19 protein-coding genes are annotated in these 17718 nt (G+C 44.6%); 8 read left to right on the top strand and 11 right to left on the bottom strand.

What is annotated here, in order from left to right; translation table 11 throughout:
• Positions 1-37 precede the first annotated feature (37 nt).
• The 4 genes from AB6805_RS22830 (at position 38) to AB6805_RS22815 (ending at position 5717) form a co-directional block, all read left to right on the top strand.
• Positions 38-2896, top strand: coding sequence for a histidine kinase (locus AB6805_RS22830; protein ID WP_370911765.1), 2859 nt, complete (start codon positions 38-40; stop codon positions 2894-2896).
• A complete protein-coding gene (locus tag AB6805_RS22825; RefSeq protein ID WP_370911764.1) occupies positions 2896-3642 on the top strand; it encodes a LytR/AlgR family response regulator transcription factor in 747 nt (248 codons plus the stop codon). Before AB6805_RS22830 ends, AB6805_RS22825 begins: the two co-directional genes overlap by 1 nt.
• A gap of 375 nt (positions 3643-4017) precedes the next feature.
• The gene (locus AB6805_RS22820) at positions 4018-5148 is read left to right on the top strand and encodes a M12 family metallopeptidase (protein WP_370911763.1); all 1131 of its coding nucleotides are present in this window, start codon (positions 4018-4020) and stop codon (positions 5146-5148) included.
• A gap of 104 nt (positions 5149-5252) precedes the next feature.
• Complete coding sequence (locus AB6805_RS22815) at positions 5253-5717, top strand: hypothetical protein (RefSeq protein WP_370911762.1); 465 nt, start codon at positions 5253-5255, stop codon at positions 5715-5717.
• Between the two features lie 93 nt (positions 5718-5810).
• Here the strand turns inward: AB6805_RS22815 and AB6805_RS22810 are convergent, their stop codons facing one another.
• The 6 genes from AB6805_RS22810 to AB6805_RS22785 form a co-directional block, all read right to left on the bottom strand.
• A complete protein-coding gene (locus tag AB6805_RS22810; protein ID WP_370911761.1) occupies positions 5811-6707 on the bottom strand; it encodes a hypothetical protein in 897 nt (298 codons plus the stop codon).
• Between the two features lie 97 nt (positions 6708-6804).
• The gene (locus AB6805_RS22805) at positions 6805-7383 is read right to left on the bottom strand and encodes a YdeI family protein (RefSeq protein ID WP_370911760.1); all 579 of its coding nucleotides are present in this window, start codon (positions 7381-7383) and stop codon (positions 6805-6807) included.
• Positions 7384-7394: 11 nt separating this feature from the next.
• Positions 7395-7775 carry a DoxX family protein gene (locus AB6805_RS22800; protein ID WP_370911759.1) on the bottom strand — a complete coding sequence of 127 codons (381 nt, stop codon included), beginning with the start codon at positions 7773-7775 and terminating at the stop codon, positions 7395-7397.
• Positions 7776-7781: 6 nt separating this feature from the next.
• Positions 7782-8249 (bottom strand): SRPBCC domain-containing protein, encoded by a 468-nt coding sequence (locus AB6805_RS22795; protein WP_370911758.1) that lies wholly within the window; start codon positions 8247-8249, stop codon positions 7782-7784.
• A gap of 7 nt (positions 8250-8256) precedes the next feature.
• Positions 8257-8580 (bottom strand): ArsR/SmtB family transcription factor, encoded by a 324-nt coding sequence (locus AB6805_RS22790; protein ID WP_370911757.1) that lies wholly within the window; start codon positions 8578-8580, stop codon positions 8257-8259.
• 103 nt (positions 8581-8683) lie between these two features.
• Positions 8684-10312 (bottom strand): ArnT family glycosyltransferase, encoded by a 1629-nt coding sequence (locus tag AB6805_RS22785; RefSeq protein ID WP_370911756.1) that lies wholly within the window; start codon positions 10310-10312, stop codon positions 8684-8686.
• Between the two features lie 206 nt (positions 10313-10518).
• Here AB6805_RS22785 and AB6805_RS22780 point away from each other — a divergent pair, with 206 nt between their 5' ends.
• The 3 genes from AB6805_RS22780 (at position 10519) to AB6805_RS22770 (ending at position 12655) form a co-directional block, all read left to right on the top strand.
• The gene (locus tag AB6805_RS22780) at positions 10519-11313 is read left to right on the top strand and encodes a DUF6597 domain-containing transcriptional factor (RefSeq protein WP_370911755.1); all 795 of its coding nucleotides are present in this window, start codon (positions 10519-10521) and stop codon (positions 11311-11313) included.
• Positions 11314-11395: 82 nt separating this feature from the next.
• Positions 11396-11779 (top strand): VOC family protein, encoded by a 384-nt coding sequence (locus AB6805_RS22775; RefSeq protein WP_370911754.1) that lies wholly within the window; start codon positions 11396-11398, stop codon positions 11777-11779.
• An 18-nt stretch (positions 11780-11797) separates the two neighbouring features.
• Positions 11798-12655, top strand: coding sequence for a class I SAM-dependent methyltransferase (locus AB6805_RS22770; RefSeq protein ID WP_370911753.1), 858 nt, complete (start codon positions 11798-11800; stop codon positions 12653-12655).
• Between the two features lie 80 nt (positions 12656-12735).
• Here the strand turns inward: AB6805_RS22770 and AB6805_RS22765 are convergent, their stop codons facing one another.
• The 5 genes from AB6805_RS22765 to AB6805_RS22745 all read right to left on the bottom strand — a co-directional run bounded on the left by AB6805_RS22765 (position 12736) and on the right by AB6805_RS22745 (position 16665).
• Positions 12736-13407, bottom strand: a complete 672-nt coding sequence (locus AB6805_RS22765; RefSeq protein WP_370911752.1) for a YceI family protein — start codon at positions 13405-13407, stop codon at positions 12736-12738.
• A 124-nt stretch (positions 13408-13531) separates the two neighbouring features.
• Entirely contained in the window at positions 13532-13837 is a 306-nt protein-coding gene (locus tag AB6805_RS22760; protein ID WP_370911751.1) for a DUF493 domain-containing protein, read from the bottom strand.
• 78 nt (positions 13838-13915) lie between these two features.
• The gene (locus AB6805_RS22755; RefSeq protein WP_370911750.1) at positions 13916-14356 is read right to left on the bottom strand and encodes a YqgE/AlgH family protein; all 441 of its coding nucleotides are present in this window, start codon (positions 14354-14356) and stop codon (positions 13916-13918) included.
• 23 nt (positions 14357-14379) lie between these two features.
• Positions 14380-14643, bottom strand: coding sequence for a hypothetical protein (locus AB6805_RS22750; RefSeq protein WP_370911749.1), 264 nt, complete (start codon positions 14641-14643; stop codon positions 14380-14382).
• Between the two features lie 51 nt (positions 14644-14694).
• Positions 14695-16665 carry a DUF1963 domain-containing protein gene (locus AB6805_RS22745; protein WP_370911748.1) on the bottom strand — a complete coding sequence of 657 codons (1971 nt, stop codon included), beginning with the start codon at positions 16663-16665 and terminating at the stop codon, positions 14695-14697.
• Between the two features lie 152 nt (positions 16666-16817).
• Here AB6805_RS22745 and AB6805_RS22740 point away from each other — a divergent pair, with 152 nt between their 5' ends.
• Positions 16818-17711: a DUF2268 domain-containing putative Zn-dependent protease gene (locus tag AB6805_RS22740; protein ID WP_370911747.1), complete on the top strand. Its 894-nt coding sequence runs from the start codon at positions 16818-16820 to the stop codon at positions 17709-17711.
• The last annotated feature ends 7 nt before the right edge of the window (positions 17712-17718 follow it).

Genomic DNA, 17718 nt, shown 5'->3' with positions numbered 1-17718 from the left:
CAGCCAGGATTGCTACAGAAAACAAATTTTGAACTACATGGACGGCCTTCCGTCCGACTACGTGTATGCCGCCCTCCCCGATTCATCAGGGTATTTATATATCGCTTCGCAAAGAGGCATTTCGGTTTATGACGGTTACCGGTTTGTGAACCATCCATTTTTACAATGGGGAGTAAGCGATTTATACCTGGATCACCATACCTTTTATTTTTATGACGACAGGGGCCTGAACCGGCTAACAGCCTTTCATGCGACGCCACAGCTGCTGACCGCAAACATTTTTACGGATGCTGATCCCAATAACGATGCATACAGGAATATTTTTGTCGATAAAAAGAAAAGAATCTGGTCAACAGACTTCAACTATGTGAAATATTACGAGCCGCAAAACGGCAGGACCTCCTCCTTCCTTATTGCTCCTGACAATAAAGATGTAGAGATAAATGTAGATATCCTGGAAGCGGAAGGAGGAGATATCTGGATACCGGCAAGGTCCGGCCTCTGGGTTTGGAAGGAAGCCGGCAATAAACTGCAGCTGCACCCGGCAACCGCCATCAGCCGGCTGAGTTATGAAAGCGCCGCCCGTGTAAATGCCAGCGAAGTACTCCTGGCTACCACTGATGGGAAATTGCTTCGCGTTAACCCGGCCACCGGTCAATCTGAATACCTGCCATCGTTACCCGGTAATGATGTGGTCAAAGGATTCCTGCATACAAAAAAGGGATTATTTCTTCGCACTTCCCGGAAAATATTTCAAAAAGAAAAAAACGACTACCGGGAAATCTGCAGCATAGACGATGCAGCGATCAATCACTTCAGTTTTGATACGCGTACCAACCTGTTTTGGATTTCCACCACAAAGGGCCTGGTAAAATTAACACCCGGCCCGGACGCGGTGGAAACGCTAACGGTTCCCGGAACGAAAGATGATCCGGTGATATCTATAGTAGAACAAAACACTGGCGGATTGTGGATGCTGACCCGCTCAGGGGATGTCTGGTTTTATGGCAACGGCGCCTTCTATAAACGTTTTTCAGGGCAAACGAATAACAGGTGTTATGCACTGGATGAAGTGGATCACAAAATCATGCTATCTACCCAAAAAGGAATACTTCTTTGGCAGAACAACCAATTCCGGCCTCTTCACCTGCCGGACCTGCAAATAAAAAGTCCGGTACGAAAAGTATTGGTGACGCCTCAGAATGAGTTCTGGGTTGTTTTCGCCAGTCAGCAGATCGCGCGATACAGCTATCCCGCATTGGAAAAATTCCCCAGGGCATTTAACAACGACAGCACTTTCTGGACCGGCAATATATGGAATGATGTGCTGGCAGATAACAGCGGCACTATCTGGCTGGCCGGATGGATGCCCAAAGCCTGGGGCATTGCCCGCTACGATGCAGCTAAAAATGAATTTGTAGAAATCTCCGATTCCACCATCAATAAAAAAACATTAGGTGCTTTTGTGGGAGATTATTACAACAGCATAGGCCTGACTGCAAATGGGGATCTTTTGTTTTCCGCCTACGGCGGATGGAACCGCACAGATGAAAAAGGTAAAATCATCCGGAAAGTAGACACACACGATTATGATATCGCGGATACTTATGTGGTAGGCATTTCTGAAGACCAGCACGGGAATGTTTTCTTCGGCACCCGCGAAGGACTGCATGTATGGTTAAAGGGCAAAAACAAAGTGGTTCGCCTTTCACAAATGGATGGCCTGCCGACGGACTACCTGGTAAACGCCCACAAAAAACTGCGCAACGGCAAACTTGCCCTTGGCACCCCGAACGGGATATTATTAATAAACACCGAAAAGATACTGCAAACCCGGTTAACCAACCGCCTGCGGCTCACACAAACCAGTGTAGACGGCGTTTTCAGCCATGATAATTCGCCTCATATCGAATTATCCAGGAAAGAAACGTCCCTTTATCTGTACTTTTCTGACCTCTCTTACCTGGACCCCCATAAAGTTTATTTCAGGTATAAATATGGCGACGAGGATAACTGGCATGACCTGGGACATCGTCCGGAGCTATCGCTTCATCATATTACCCCGGGGGAATATAACATTACAGTAGAGGTATCCGATAACCTGGCTAACCGACAGGTACAAACGCTGGCACTGTTTGTAAAAGCCCATCCGGCATGGTGGCAAACCTGGTGGTTCCGTATTGCGGCACTGATCCTGCTCATCGGGCTGATCGCATTCCTGGTAAAAAAACGGATCAACAACATCTGGCGGGAAGCAGAATTAAAGCACCGGATAGCCGAAACTGAAATGATGGCGCTGCGGGCACAAATGAATCCTCACTTTATCTTCAACTGCATCAACGGCATCGATGCGCTGATCCAAAGCAACGATAAATACTCCGCCACCGTGTACCTGAATAAATTTGCCAGGCTGCTGCGTAATGTACTCGACAGTTCAAAACAAAACACCGTTAGCCTGGCAAAAGACCTGGAAACGCTGCAATTGTACATCGATCTCGAACAGCTCAGGGATGAAAATAAATTTACGGCTTCTATCAAAGCAGATGAATCGCTGCTGCTCGACGATTACCAGGTGCCCGCCCTGGTGGTACAGCCCTATATCGAAAATGCTATCCTCCACGGGTTGAGGCACCGCAGCGATAATGATGGCAAGCTCTCCATCACCGTGACCAAAAACGAAGAACACATTAAATATATTATTGAAGACAACGGTGTAGGCAGGGATACGGTCAGGAACGGCAGCCGGAAACAGGATCATTCCTATGGCATGCAAATGAGCGGCGACCGGGTAAAATTTTTTAACAACGAAGAATATGCTTCGGTAGTGGTAACAGATTTAAAGAACGAAGGAAAGCCTGCAGGCACCCGGGTTCAGGTACTATTAAAAATTCAATAATGCTGTCAGCTATCATCATCGACGACGAACAAAAAGGGCGGCTTGCCTTACGTGAAAAGCTGCGCGACTATTGCCCCGAAGTACGGCTTCTGGGCGAAGCAGCAGATGGCGCCGAAGGTTTGAAACTTATCCAGGAACAGAAGCCCGAAATTGTTTTCCTCGACATCGAAATGCCACGCATGAGCGGCTTTGAAATGCTGCATATGCTCCCACAAAAAGATTTCCACCTCATTTTTACCACCGCCTATGATCAATATGCCATCAAGGCTATCCGGTACGCGGCCTTCGATTACCTGCTTAAACCCGTTGATATAGAAGAACTGAAATCGGCCATTGGAAGAGTCCGGGAACAATGGCAGGAACATACAGAAGAAAAGCTCCAGGTACTGCAACAAAACCTGGACACCGGCGCCCGGCAGGGCAAGATCGCTATCCCTACGATAGAAGGACTGCTTTTCTTCAACATAGCCGATATTATATGTCTTGAAGCGAAGAGCAACTACACAGCTATCAGTTTTTCCAATCACCCCGCCCTGGTGGCCAGCCGTACCCTGAAAGATTTTGAAGAACTGTTGCCAACAGATTTATTCTTCCGTACCCATCACTCGCATATTATCAATCTGCAGTACATCAAGCGCTATATCCGGGGAGAAGGCGGGCAGATAGAACTGGAAAATGGTGCGTATGTAACAGTATCGCGGCGAAAAAAAGAAGAGCTGCTGAAAAAGTTCAGGTATAAGAAATAGATCGGGCTACCAGATAAATGGTAAACACCTCCCAGGGAATTTGCCGCACCGGTATAAATTTACCAGCTTGATAAATTAGTACTGTCAATGTTACAATTATTTAAACCGGGTACCTGAAGAATTACAACGAAAAAAATAACTGATTATCAGAAATATATAAAAATATCCCGGGCATAAAATCCCTGCATTATCAGGACTACGAATTAAAAAATAAAAAAATAAATTTCCGGGCAATTAAAATTATTCTTTATTTTAGATAGTAGTATAATCGTGATGCTTACCCTCAGGTATCACATTTGTTTAACCTATTCTCATTTTTGCTATAGTCTGATAATATGTAACCCAAAGTATTCCTTCAACCAATAAACATTACCCATGAAACGTAACCACTATTTGAAAGCATTCCCGTTGTTAGCCGTATTGTTTTTCCTGTCCTGTAGCAAGGATAACCAATCCAATCAATCAGATAACCAGAAAGATGGCCCGATCACTTTAAAATCCGGTGCGATGGTCGAAAAAAAAGGAGCTGATTATTTTTGGGAAGGAGATATCCGCCTCACTAAGGAACAATACAAAAATCTGGATCTCTATGGCCAGCTATTGCCCAAGAAACCAGACTATGTAGGCGCCGAAAAAAATGCGCACCCGGTGTATAATGTGCCCTTTCAAAACACCGCCCAGGGCCGCACTATCCCCAGAGCATTCAGTATATACCCTACTGCCTATAATTTATGGGCCATGGTGAGGATTATATACGGGTCAAATTTAACCCTGGCGGAGAAACAGAAAGTCCGTTCAGCACTGCTTGAAATGGAATCCAATACCAATGTAAGGTTCTACAATGCTACCTGTGAGCCGCTGGTTGACCCCACTTACGGATTTACTTACCCCAACATCGAATTCTGGTCCACAGATGGTGCTGATGTCAGCGAATCAAACCTCGGAAGAACAGGCGGGGTACAACGTATCAACCTCGCTGATTTCGCCTTTAATTCATGGGACAACAGTGTGATCATCCATGAAATCTGTCATGCGCTGGGTTTAAGACATGAGCATACGCGCCTCGACAGGAACTCGTTTGTTACCGTTAATACGTCTAACCTTACTTCTTCCGGACTGGCGCAATTTAATATCCCCTCTACCAACTACTATCAGACAGGCACCTACGATTACACTTCTGTAATGGGATACAGCTCGCTGACAAGCAGTACATCCATTGTGCATAACACCAGTTTACCAATGTACACTAAAACAGATGGCAGTTATATTTACCAGGGCAGCTTTCTTTCCAACAGCGACAGATCCTGGATAAATTATTTCTACATTCCGTATATAGCAAGGTCTGATGTCTATGCTGAATTGGCGCCAACAGTGTATAAGTCAGATAACACCATCATGACGCCGAGTGAAAGACTTGACCTGCAGGCGGCTTTGAACAACGGCAATCCATACCCTCCTAATTGTTGTACACTGAACAATGATTTAGGAAAATTTACCTGCCCTTAATGTAAGGGCACCAGGAAGAAGCCTGTTAAAAAAATGACAGGCTTCTTCCCGTTCTTAAAAGATAAAAATGTAATTTACTCTTCAAATAGATAAAATACCGACAGATGAAATCCTTTTTCATTTTTTTATGCCCAATTGTAGCGCTGCTCTTATTGCAATCCTGCGGGAAGGACGATAACAATGATGATTTACAGATAGATCCATTTACCTATGGCGCTAAATTCGATTGGCGGGAAGACTCTATCAAGACGCAGCAGGAAGGAAGCTGGACAAAGATCGGGAACGGCAACATATTTTCCTGGCTGGCAAGAGAAAACACGCTGCAAAGCACCAGTTTCGCGGCCTATGGTCTCCGGACAAATATCAAAGCGAATTTTGTATATACTATCCAGAAAGATTCGGTATTTGCACTCAAGCTGACTGCAGACAGTATCTATTTCCTGGATGGAGATGGCCGGCAAAGAACAGATCTGAAAGGAAAAGTTACCTATTCACCGGATACTTCATTAGTCGTAATCAACACGGCTGTGTCACCAGCGATTACGATAAAATACCGGCTGGAAAAATAGGACGTTCCCCTTTATTACTCAGTATTTTTATAAATGCCGGTTATTAAAACTGGCCTTATTTGTTTGTGCCTGGTTCATCTAACAGGCAACCCATCAGAACTGAATAATAGCGCCCAACCTGGCGCCGTAATAATAATTCTCGGAGCCATTAAACTGTGTGGAAATCTGCGTGCCGTTACTCAAATAAGAGATATCAGTTCCTTCCGAAATCCTCGCATTCCCCAGCATGCCGTTAAGTGAAAAGGAGAGAAAGCCGTTAACAGCATATCTGACATTCAAACCATAGTCCATACCATGTCCCTTCGACGTTTGCGCAAAGCTTAACGGATGCATGAACAGGTCGATCAGGTTCCAGTTCGCCTCTCCCCGGTAACTGATCCAGGTATAAGCGATATCAGCGCCCACTGATAAAGAACGGTTGATCTTGTAACTACCTTCCAGGGAGCACTCGGGTCCACGCCACCTTGCTGTATAGGTGCTCTGCAGGTCCGTTAATTCAGGACTAAGCATAACAAAGTGTTGCCGGGTGTTTTTATAGGATACCCCAGCTCCCAAACTAAAATTGGCACGTTGCAGAAAGGTAGCCATGGCGCCTGCCCTGAATACCTCCAGGTAGCCCCTGTCGCTGGAAAAAGACTGCTGAAAGGTAGGATCTGTGCGGTTATCACCCTTATAGTCGGTATCCATACCATTGCCGCTGACTACACCGTTTCTTTGATAGTATGCATCGAACCGGAGGCATTTCAGCGGGCGGTAGGCACCATCCAGGTAAAAGCCCAGGGATGTGATACCATTAAAGTGCAATTCTGATAAAACATTGGGAGACTCTCCCTGCGGGTTACCTGCAATCGACCAGTCGAAATCATTCGTGTTAAATGCACCGCCACCGGATACCGAAAACTGACGGAATTGCGCATTTACCGGAAATTGGCTCAGCAGCGCCATCATACAGATAGTAACACCCAACCATAAGGGTTTTAAGCTGGTCATGTTATTGGGATTATATAACAGATGCAAATAGTGTTTTCATACCAGCTAAAGATACATGCTTCTTCAGAATAATGCAATAACATCAGATGAAAATCCCTTAATCATCCAATCCCTTCCCGTCGAGGATCTGCGACATATATTTCTCCACTCTCGACTCCCGCGTTTTAGATTGTTTAGGCGCAGAAAAATAAAGCAGGTAGCCTCTTTGCCGCCCCGGTGTTAATTCATAAAAAGCTTTTTTCAGGGCCGGCTTTTTATCTAACTGCTGCTGAAATTCTTCCGGGATGGCGTATTCTTTCGTCTTTTTAAGCGCCACTTTCGCACCTGCTTCTTCCAATTCAACCGCCTCATAAATATATGCTTTCAGGGTGGGCGCCAGCTTTACTATTTCCTGGAGACTGGTAAAGCGGACCTGCCGCGCCGCCTGCACATTTTCTGTTTGCTGGATCAGGATTCCTTTAGGATCCTTTAACAGGGCACCTTTGAAAAACAAAAGCGCACAGTATTCTTTAAAAACATGTATTAAAACGATGTTACTCTTTTCAAACATGTAACAGGGACACCCCCATTTCAATTCTTCATTCAGGTGACAGTCGAGAACAATCGTTCTCAATTTCTCTATTTCTTTCTTCCACTTGTCAGCTTTACTAAAATAGAAATCAACCTTGGGATTCATGTTATCTTGTTTTATTGATTAACTGAAATAGTTTTCCTGTCTGCAGGCCTGAAGTACCAGGATGTAATTGTCAACGCCAGCAATAACAACGAAGGAAATATATTGTTCATGGTACCGGTGGCCATATGCGATAATGCGGCTCCAGTCATGACAAAGAAAAAACCTGCATATGCCCATTCCTTTACCAAAGGAAATTTAGGAATCAGTACAGCTATGGCTCCCAACAGTTTCCAGATACCCAGTATGGTCAGAAAATAAGTGGGATAGCCCATATGCGCGGTAAAATCTGTTTCCTCCTGCTCTTTAGATAACTGTGAGTACCCGGTTGCTACCATTCCTAACGCAAGCCAGAGCGTAGCAATCCAATAAATAATTTTATTTCTCTTTGACATGATATGTTATTTTAATTTGCCTACGATGCTTTGTAACCGGTTATGTGCCATATTCAGACCGGGAGCAAAACCCATTTGCATCATCTGGTCCCGTAGTTCAACTGATTTATACACAATATGCATATTGAGTTTGCTGGTATCGGCGGTAAGTGGTTCAAATTCCAGGAACTCGAGCTGGGCGGCAAAAGGTGCATTCTCCATTTCAAAAGTCCGCGTAATTTTCTGGTTAGGAATAAACTCATGAACGGTTCCATTGGCCTTAAATACCACGTTGCCTTTAGCATCGCTGGTTTCAAACTGCCAGCCGCCGTGCTTTCTGTTTTCAAGTTTCAGCACTTTGGTTCCCATCCATTGCTCCACAATTTCGGGCTCTGTGTATGCCGTAAAAAGTAATTCCACCGGCAAATCAAATTCCCTCGTTATCACTAATTCCTGTTTGCCATCTTCGGCATTTATTTTTGTTTTTCGTTCCATAAGGCTGCTATTTTTTTGGTTTGTACTTTTTCATGATAGATTCTAATTTATTAAATCTGTCATCCCACATTTGGCGGAATGGTTCAATAAAGTCTGCTACTGCTTTCATTTTTTTTGCGTTGATGTGGTAATAAATTTCCCTGCCGTTTTGTTTCTGTTCCAGTAGTTCGCACTCCGTAAGTATTTGCAGGTGTTTCGAAACTGTTGGTCTGGCGGTGTCAAAGTTAGCGGCTATTGCCCCTGCTGTCATGCCCTGTGAAGCTACCAAGAGCAATATAGCCCGTCTTGTCGGGTCCGCTATGGCTTGAAATACATCTCGTCGTAAATTCATTGTGTAGCTATTTGACTACAAATGTACGTGTAGTTATTTAACTACACAAATTTATTTTTCACCGGCGGTCGGCTGTCTTAACGAATCATTGGTTTGAAGATGATTACCTGATCCCCGTAATCCTGTAAAGCGCCACGTCCTTTGTCAGCAACAAACGTTCGAAATTAGCAGGAATCTTATCTGTATGTTCATCCAGCAAAAAGGAAAACTGGGGAAGATATGTGCTGCTAAGCCGGTTAAAAATAAGGTAATTCACAGGGGATTTTGTGATATCCAGGTCTCCCGGAAAGCGGGGAACATAGTTAATGACCTTGGGGGCAAGATGACCGTATGCGATCCAATCATTGATATTATTGCTGTCGTAATAGAGTGGTATCATCACAAACCGGCATCCGAGGTAATATGCGCTGGCCGGATGTATGGCCATGATTGTTTTTTGGGATAAATCAGGATCCTGCGCTTTTAAAAGCTGTGTTATTTTTTCCATGTCCGCCAGCTGTCCGCTATCGTTTTTGTCATCCAGGTAAATATCCATTTTCCTGATAGTCACTATTACGTTTATCAATAAAAAGAAGAGCAGTGCGCCGGCAACAAGCGGTTTTAATTTTATCCACCCCGGATCAGACATGCCTATTGTATATAACAACACAGCTATAGCCATACCGGTTATGGCAAACCAGCTTAAAAGCAAACGGTCTATGATAAACGCCTGTGAAATCAAACCTGTATACATTATTAAGCAGGTTGCCATCACCAGGAAAAATTTATTATCCGCCAAAAAGGACCTGCTTTTCCGGGTAGATAAAAACTGTACAAAAAATAAAATAATACACCCAATAAACAATAACAGTGTTTTTATAGTGAGCGTGGAGAAAACCTCCATTACATTATATAAAAAATGTTTCCCATAATCTAATGGTGACTGCCGCATAATTTGCCAGACAGAATCGTAGGATGCCTGGTCATGCCACCACCATTTCGGATTAACCGGAGCTGACTGGTACGACAAGCCATAACCAACGTTCAGATAATGCCAGCTATTAAAAGGACCTCCGCTGTTAAGCGTATTAATGATCCACCAGGGCAGGGAAACTATTGCAAACCCCAGGAACAAGGTGAACACATTTGAAGAGGCGGCCCGTGGCCGGTAATAGAAAAATAGCAGTATTATAAAGGAGGGCAGCAACGCGTAACTGGTATACCGTGTCAGCCCCGCTAATCCGGCCATAATTCCTGTTATAAAAAGATATTTATAAGAAGCTGACTGCAGTGCTTCGAAAAAAAAGCAAATAGCGCTTACATAAAACAAGGTGTCCAGCATGACGTTTTGCGCCTGGATACTGTAAAGAAAATAGGTGGGATTAGCAGCAACAAGTATTTGCGCTAAAAAGGCCGGCACCTGGCCGCCGGTAAATTTCATCACAAAACGGTAAATAACCAGGAGTAGCGCAGACGAGGAAAGCACAGATATAAATTTCGCCGCCGCAAAACCATCCTGAAAAATCCAGGTGAACAAGCCTGTTAATAGCGTAAAAAGAGGTGGCCAGAAATGTGAACTCACACCGCGATATCCTTTTCCCTCAAATAAGTCCACACCAGCCAGGTATTGCATGGCGCCATCCCACTCCTCAAACAAAGTATGATGTTGCGCAATAAAGAAAGTCAATATAAAATATGCAAACGGAATTAAAGCTCCTTTCCATAGAGCTGGTTTACTTGATCTGATAATCATCTGACAGCTTTAAATACCTGAACCTCATATAAATTAACCTTATTTTCCATAACAGATAAATATGTTGTTTAAGTATATGTATTATAGGTCTGTTGTTGCATATATATCATGCTCAGCCATTTAAATATAAATTTAACAATAGCCCACCGGCTTCCCGAAACCGGCAAAGGGTTATCTTCGGTATCTGCGTGTTAGAAAATAAAAAAATGAATTACCAGGTAATTGCTCCCCCTCCGTCGCTGAAAAATTATGTTCAATGTTTCTGGACCCTGGAGCACCAAACGGACGATGTATCACAAAAAACTTTCACAGCCATGTGCAATGGTGCTCCGGGGCTTATTTTCCAGGAGAACCCCGCAGTGTTTACCGGTTTCGAAGGTGAACGGCTGCCACAATTGTTTGTTTTCGGGCAGGCAAGAAAATATGGGCAATTGCATGGCGGTGGTAGTTTTCGCACGGTAGGTATAAACTTTCACCCCGCAGCACTTAAATCGGTATTCGGTTTGAATGCCAATGAACTAACCGACCAAAATACCTGCATCAGTCACCTTACCAAAACAGCTTTAAGCGAACAACTGCTCAATTGCAGTTCCGCACAACAACAGGCTGCTTGTCTTTTTAACTTCCTGGAAAAACAGGCACACCGTTACGAAAACAGCAATAAAAAAGTAGATTATGCCGTAGCAGCCCTGCAACAGGGAAGAAGGCTGTCGCATGTATTACATGACCTCAATTTATCAGAACGTTCGCTGGAACGTCTCTTTCTTACCCACATCGGCATTACACCAATTTTTTATGCCCGTATCTGCCGCTTCCAGGCTTCGGTGGCGCTTTTGCGGCAAGGCAACCTTTATTCACTCACGGGCATTGCGCATTCGCTTGGCTACTTCGACCAATCCCATTTTATCCGCGATTTCAAACTTTTTGCCGGCGTGAGCCCGGGCATTTACCTGCGCAAATCCATTGAACGGATGCCTGGATTTCCCGAATGGGAATCATAAAAAGGGCCTGTCGGTTTTTTACAATTTTACCCAGGGCATAGCAGCTAATTTTGTCACATTGATAATCTTAAATTAGAATAAGATGAAAAATGTGATCAACTGGTTTGAAATTTATACCTCAGATTTTAACAGGGCCAAAAAGTTTTATACAACGGTATTTAAATGCAAATTGACGGATCTGCCCGTGAGCAGCGACAGGCATCCCGGCATGGAGTATGCTGTTTTCCCGGGTGATGAAAAAGGCATTGGTGCAAGCGGTGCATTAGTTAAAATAGAGCAGGTAAAACCCGGTAACGGCGGTACTTTGGTATACTTCGCTGTGGAAGATATTAATGCAACCCTTAGTCGCGTGGAAGCCGCCGGCGGTAAAATAATCCGACCGGAACTCAGTACCGGCGACTTTGGTTTTATTGCACTGATAGAAGATACCGAAGGAAATACGATTGGCCTGCGTTCATTAAAATAATCACCCAAACCATCACAAATGGAACAGGATAAAAGAAAGGCAGCACCAGACAATACAGCGGTACGCACAGCTTTATGGAGAGCCCTGCACGTTCAGATCGATCCGATGCCTCATATTATTGAAGATGAAACCGGGCTTCAACTAATAGCGCCCGATAATGGATGGCAGCAACGGCCCGATATGAGCCCTGATTTTACCAAACGCCTCCGGGCGTCCATGGTGGCCCGTGCCCGCTTCATTGAAGACCTGGTGATAGCACAGCAGGAACAGGGCATTCAGCAGTATGTGATACTGGGTGCAGGACTCGATACTTTTGCACAACGCAGACCGGACATTGCGTCCCAATTAAAGGTATTTGAAATTGACCAGCCTGATACCCAATCCTGGAAACAACAACGGTTAACTGAACTTGGCTTTGGTATGCCGGAGTGGCTGCATTTTGTTGGAGTTGATTTTGAAACTTCCTGCTGGTGGGAGCAATTAATAAATGCAGGCTTTGATACCAGTCAACCTGCAGTGGTGGCTTGCACCGGCGTTAGCCTTTATCTTACCAGAGACGCGATCCTTGCTACCCTGCGCCAGCTCGCCACCCTGGCACCCGGCTCCCGGATTGCCATGACGTTTTACCTGCCATTTGACCTTCTTCAGGAAGAAGATAAACCCCTGCAACAAATAGCAGAGAAAGGCGCCCAGGCGGCCGGTACTCCTTTCATCAGTTTTTTTACACCGGAGGAAATGCGGGCGCTGGCACGTGAAGCCGGCTTTAAAACGTTGGAGATAATATCGGTAGAGGATCTTGACAAACGTTACTTTACCGGCAGAACAGATAATTTCCACCCTTCCAGCGGAGAAGAATTTTTGGTAGCGACTACCTGAAATAAAACAGCCTGGCACGATCATGTGCCAGGCTGCTTTCATTTGATATTAAGTTATCAGGACCTTAGCCGATAAAGAAATTATTTCTTTGCTGCCTTCAGGCTGAAACCAATTTCAACATCTTTGCTGATCATCCAGTTTTCAGGGCTACCTTCTGTTTTGTAGTTAATACCCCATGAAGACCTGTCGATCACGAATTTTGCATTAGCCGTAACGCCGCTTTCAGCAACAACGATTTGTGCAGGGAAAGTGATGTTCAGAGTGCTGTCTTTCAGGGTCAGGTTACCGCTGATAAGATTGGTAGCGCCAGGAAGCAGACTTTTCTGCTTGGTGCTGTCGAAAGGAGCTACAGACGTAATAACGAATTTGGCAGAAGAATACTTTGCCACATCGAAGAAGTCGGGGCTTTTCAGGTGCCCTTCCAGGTCGGATGCTTTTTTATCCGGTTCAGTAACAGAAGCCGGGTCTACTGCCAATGTAGTCAGGTTTACATCAAAACTGCCGCCGGTTACAGCGCCGTTTTCAACGTTAAGACTGCCATCCGCTACTTTGATGGTACCAAAGCGGGGCGCAAAGCCACCCTTGTGAGTAGCACGCCACTGAACAGTGGTAGTGGCAGTGTCAATGGTATAAGCTGCGCCACCGGTCACAGCTGCTTCTTTCTTTTCTTCGGTCTTCGCCTGATCAGTCGAAGCACCACCACATGCTGCAAGTGTAAGCAGCAGGGCAAAGGCAGGTACTGTTTGCTTCATAAATTTAAATTAGAATTATATATAAGTTCCCGAATATAGGCAATCGGCCTTAATCATGATGCAACATATCGAAAAATGTCAATATTATAACAATCCCTGTATAACTTTTTGCAGGATAAAGCTCCTACAGCATAATCACCGAATCAATCTTTGACACCTCCTTGTAATACGAAATCACTTCTTCCTCGTTCTGAACAGGCACCTGCACGGTAAAGGATTTATACTTCCCCCCGGAAGAATTGGTTTCTGTAATTTTTGCACTTACATCCGCAAACATCGACTTCAGCTCCGCTATCTTGCCCTCGTCCGCCTTAATGATAAACTTAAAAGTATACTCACTGGGGAATACTATTGATTGCTGCAACAATGAACGAAAATTTTCATACGGATCTCCGCCTAAGCTGGCATTTACATTTTCACCTGTAGACATATTAATACTATTTATCAATTTACTTCGCAAAATCAACGTGCAAAATAACTTCTTTTTTAAAAATCCCCCTGTCCACCACTAAAACACCTTCCCTTCTTTCAGTATCTCCCAACTGCCTTCTGCTATTTCTCCTTCGAGTTCCTGCGCATTCCAGCCGCAATACCCGATGAATATCCGGATGTCCTGCTCAGATATCGTTCCATTATTCATATGCTTCACCGCAGCCTTAAAGTTCCCTCCCATATAGATGTTATCCACTACCTGGATACCTTCTTCTATCAGCTCAGGACAACGGTGTATAAAGTAAAGATGCTCCCGGTCTACCGGACCGCCATCATACAACGGAAACGGGGGACTATACCTAAACTCCTCCAACTCGTTAAACTTACGGGGATACTCCTGGTTCACCACAAATCCCATCGCCCCGTTCTCATTATATTCCGTAATGAACAGGACGGCCTTTTCAAAAAAGGTATCCTCCAAAAGCGATGTGCTGGCGATAAACATTCCTGCATTCATAATTTATAAATCTCCCCTAATCATTAATTAAATGTGCCGATCAACTGCAATACCTGGCTGGTGGCCAAAATTAAGCCAAGTATAAGAAACAGCCAGAACCGGGTTGTCCGGTACGTTGGTTCCCCTATTACATAAAGCACCAGGCACACAATCCAGAAAGCGATCGCGATGCTTTTAAAGGTAACGGAGTTTTTCATATACGTACTCCCGATAATTAAAAGTATAAGCCCCGCAACTTCTATAGGAGGACCGTAACGCTGCCAGAACAAAACCAGTTTTTTTTTCATAACAATATACTTTTGTTAGATACGCTGAATGTAAACATGCCAACTCTTTCTTTAGCTGCTCTCCATAGTTACATACACCCTGCGGAAATCTTTCCGCGCCAGGTCGCTTTTATGTATAACAAAAAACAGGTCGCCGGCATCTCCCCAACTAAAGTCCCCGCGCGATTTTACAGTAAGCAGAATGGTCCAGTCCTCAGGATTTCCTTTGCAGGCCAGCGCCGCCTGTAACTCAGGGGAATGATGCTGTGTAAAACCATAGTTATTCATTTCATGATCGCTTTCCAGCAGGCGATTAACCGGCTCTTCAAAGATATCATACAAATTGCTGAGCAGCGCTTCATCCTGTAACAACGATTTCGAAACGCCGCGGAAAAGATATTGATTTGAATGCCAGGAATAAAAACCAGGCACCGAATTTTTAACGACGGCACCGGCTTTATACGGGGCATATTGCCCATCTGTCAATTCATAAAAATCCTGCTCCCCGAAGGAAAACCTTTTACCGGATTGCAGAGTGGAATTATCGGCCACATACAATACCTTACAAGGCAGGTGCCCGTCCCGGGCGCCGAGGTTGTGTATGGTTTCCAGGAAAAAGAAAAGCATTCCCTTTTCCGGCAAATATTCCTGTAACGTCGCCAGCGCTTCACAATTAACCTGGGCGATGAATTCATACTTGTAATGCTCCTTGCGGTAATCGTCGTAGTACACAGGATAATCAACATCCGCGGGCAAATCAGGCATGCCGCCAAACCGGTGATTGCCAATGGCAGCATAATCCTCTTCGCCGGAATATTTAAAACTGATGGTCTTTTTTACCAGCGCGCGTAACGCTTCGCGCTGTTGCAATAAGCCCTCTTTCTGCAGGATCTCATCCACCGGTTTAATGAATGCTTCATCATATTGCGCAAAAAACTTTTCATCGTTCCAGTTCACCGGTCCGTTGCCATCTGCATCTTTGTAGGTATTATCCAGTAACTGCTGCTTGCTTTTTATATCCAGTTCCAGCCCGGCAAAATCTGAAAAAGCCGCCGGCAGGAATGAAAACGGGTTATTGGCGGCGTTGATCTTTACAATTTTTGGCAACGTCAATAAATTTTCGGGCAGGGTTTCTAACTGGTTCTTCGCCAGGTGCAGGTATTTCAGCTCCGGCAATTCGAATACGGCTATTTCGCTGAGCTGGTTGCCGTTGAGGTTAAGATACTCCAGCCGCGGCATATCCATCAGGTGGGCGGGTACACGCGATAAATTTCCACCTGCAAACGAACAATGCTTCAACTTCGTAAGTTGGTTCATATACTCAGGGATACGGCACAGGTTTGAATCAACAATCACCAGGTGCTCCAGTTCACAGAGATGAAGCAATTGATCATCCAGCCGTTCCAGGGGCAGTTTTTTCACTGGCCATTTGGCAATGATTTCCACATGCCGCAATGCTTTCAGGCGATAAAATTCATTCGGCAGCCGGTCGAATGCAGGGTTGGTGAGCACCAGTTTTTTCACCAGTTCCACGGGAGCGCCTGCTGCTTCTTCCACGGAAGTGAAACAATACTCTTCCCAGTTTAACTGTGCGGTATCTATCTTCCGGTAAACAGTCACCGTGAACACGGGTTGATCACTCCACGAAGGTTTCAGCTGCCCCAGCAGCGCCACCCAGCCATCTTTAAAAATAACATCCCCTGAAAATTTTAACGTATAATGAAACCTTTCCCGGTTAATAGAAAGATAAGGCGTCTCGTGTTTGTCTTCCGTAAAATGCAGCATGCCCTCCGGTGCATCGCTTTTATAAACGCCCAATGCGGGAATCGTAATTTTCACCTCGCCGGTGGGCTCGTAGTCGTCCAGTAATTCCGCCGACACAGCCCTTTCTACATCGCCGGTCCTGGCAACAACCGTGATGAGTAAAGCCCCTGAGTAATCGAAACCCTGTCCCGATTGTGCTTCATCTGTCTCAAAATTAAAATCTCCTATCTGAAAGTGGTTTTTACCATCCGCTGGCGGTACAAAAGCATGAATTTCCATAAGCCCGTTCTTTTGACATGGTTTCCGAATTTGGGTTAACCGGGTTACCGGCACATGGCATAATTATACGAAAAGCCCGCTAAAAAAAGAATTTTGCGTCAAAAAAATTACCTTGCGCTATTATTGTGGATCCCTTTTCAACCAATGTTGCTATGTTTAAATATTGCCTGACATTATTAATAGTTGTATTTACATGCACCGTTACTTATTCCCAAACAGCTTTTTCAAATAACCCGGACAGCGCTGTATTTCTCACAAAAGACATTGATAATTTCTGGAAAGCTTTTGACATCTTTAAAAAAGATACGACCGTTAACCCGTTTGGCAGCGCCTATCTCGACATTGGCAGCGCCGGCGTAAAGGGGTTTACACCAGGCAGGATTAAAAGCGCCGGAAACTTATTCGAGATAGTCAGGAAACGCCGCAGCGACTATGAAAAAGTAAGAGCCACCACCTTGCAAATGAAGGAAAAAGAAAAACAATGCCGCAGCGCGTTCTATGCTTTAAAATACTGGTATCCTCCGGCGCAGTATCCGCCTGTTTATTTTGTAATCGGCGCATATAATTCAGGAGGAACCTTCAATGAGCAGGGTTTGTTCATCGGCGCTGAAAAGCAAACTGATGTCAGCAACATTCCGTTTATTGTAGCGCATGAGCTGATTCATTTTCAGCAAAAGAACTGGATGGAAAATCCCACTTTATTGCAGCAAAGTATTATCGAAGGCAGCGCGGATTTTTTAGGAGAACTGATATCCGGAGCAACTACCAATAAAATTGCGATAGACTACGGGAATAAAAACGAGGAAAAATTATGCAGGGAATTTGTTACAAGAATGGACAGTACCAACTATATCGACTGGCTATATGGAGTTTCCGGGAAAGACAACCGCCCGAATGATCTCGGTTATTGGATGGGCTATAAGATTACACAGCAATATTTTGTGAAGGCAGCTGATAAAAAAGAGGCTGTCAGGGAAATTCTTGACACCAAAGACTATAAAGCTTTTTTAACCCGTAGCGGGTATCTGAAGGAATATCTTAAATAAGATAACC

It is taken from the genome of Chitinophaga sp. RCC_12 (genome assembly GCF_041360695.1).
Lineage (GTDB): Bacteria > Bacteroidota > Bacteroidia > Chitinophagales > Chitinophagaceae > Chitinophaga.
The sequence above is the reverse complement of the archived record's forward strand: the minus strand, read 5'-3'. Positions and strand labels throughout refer to the sequence as shown.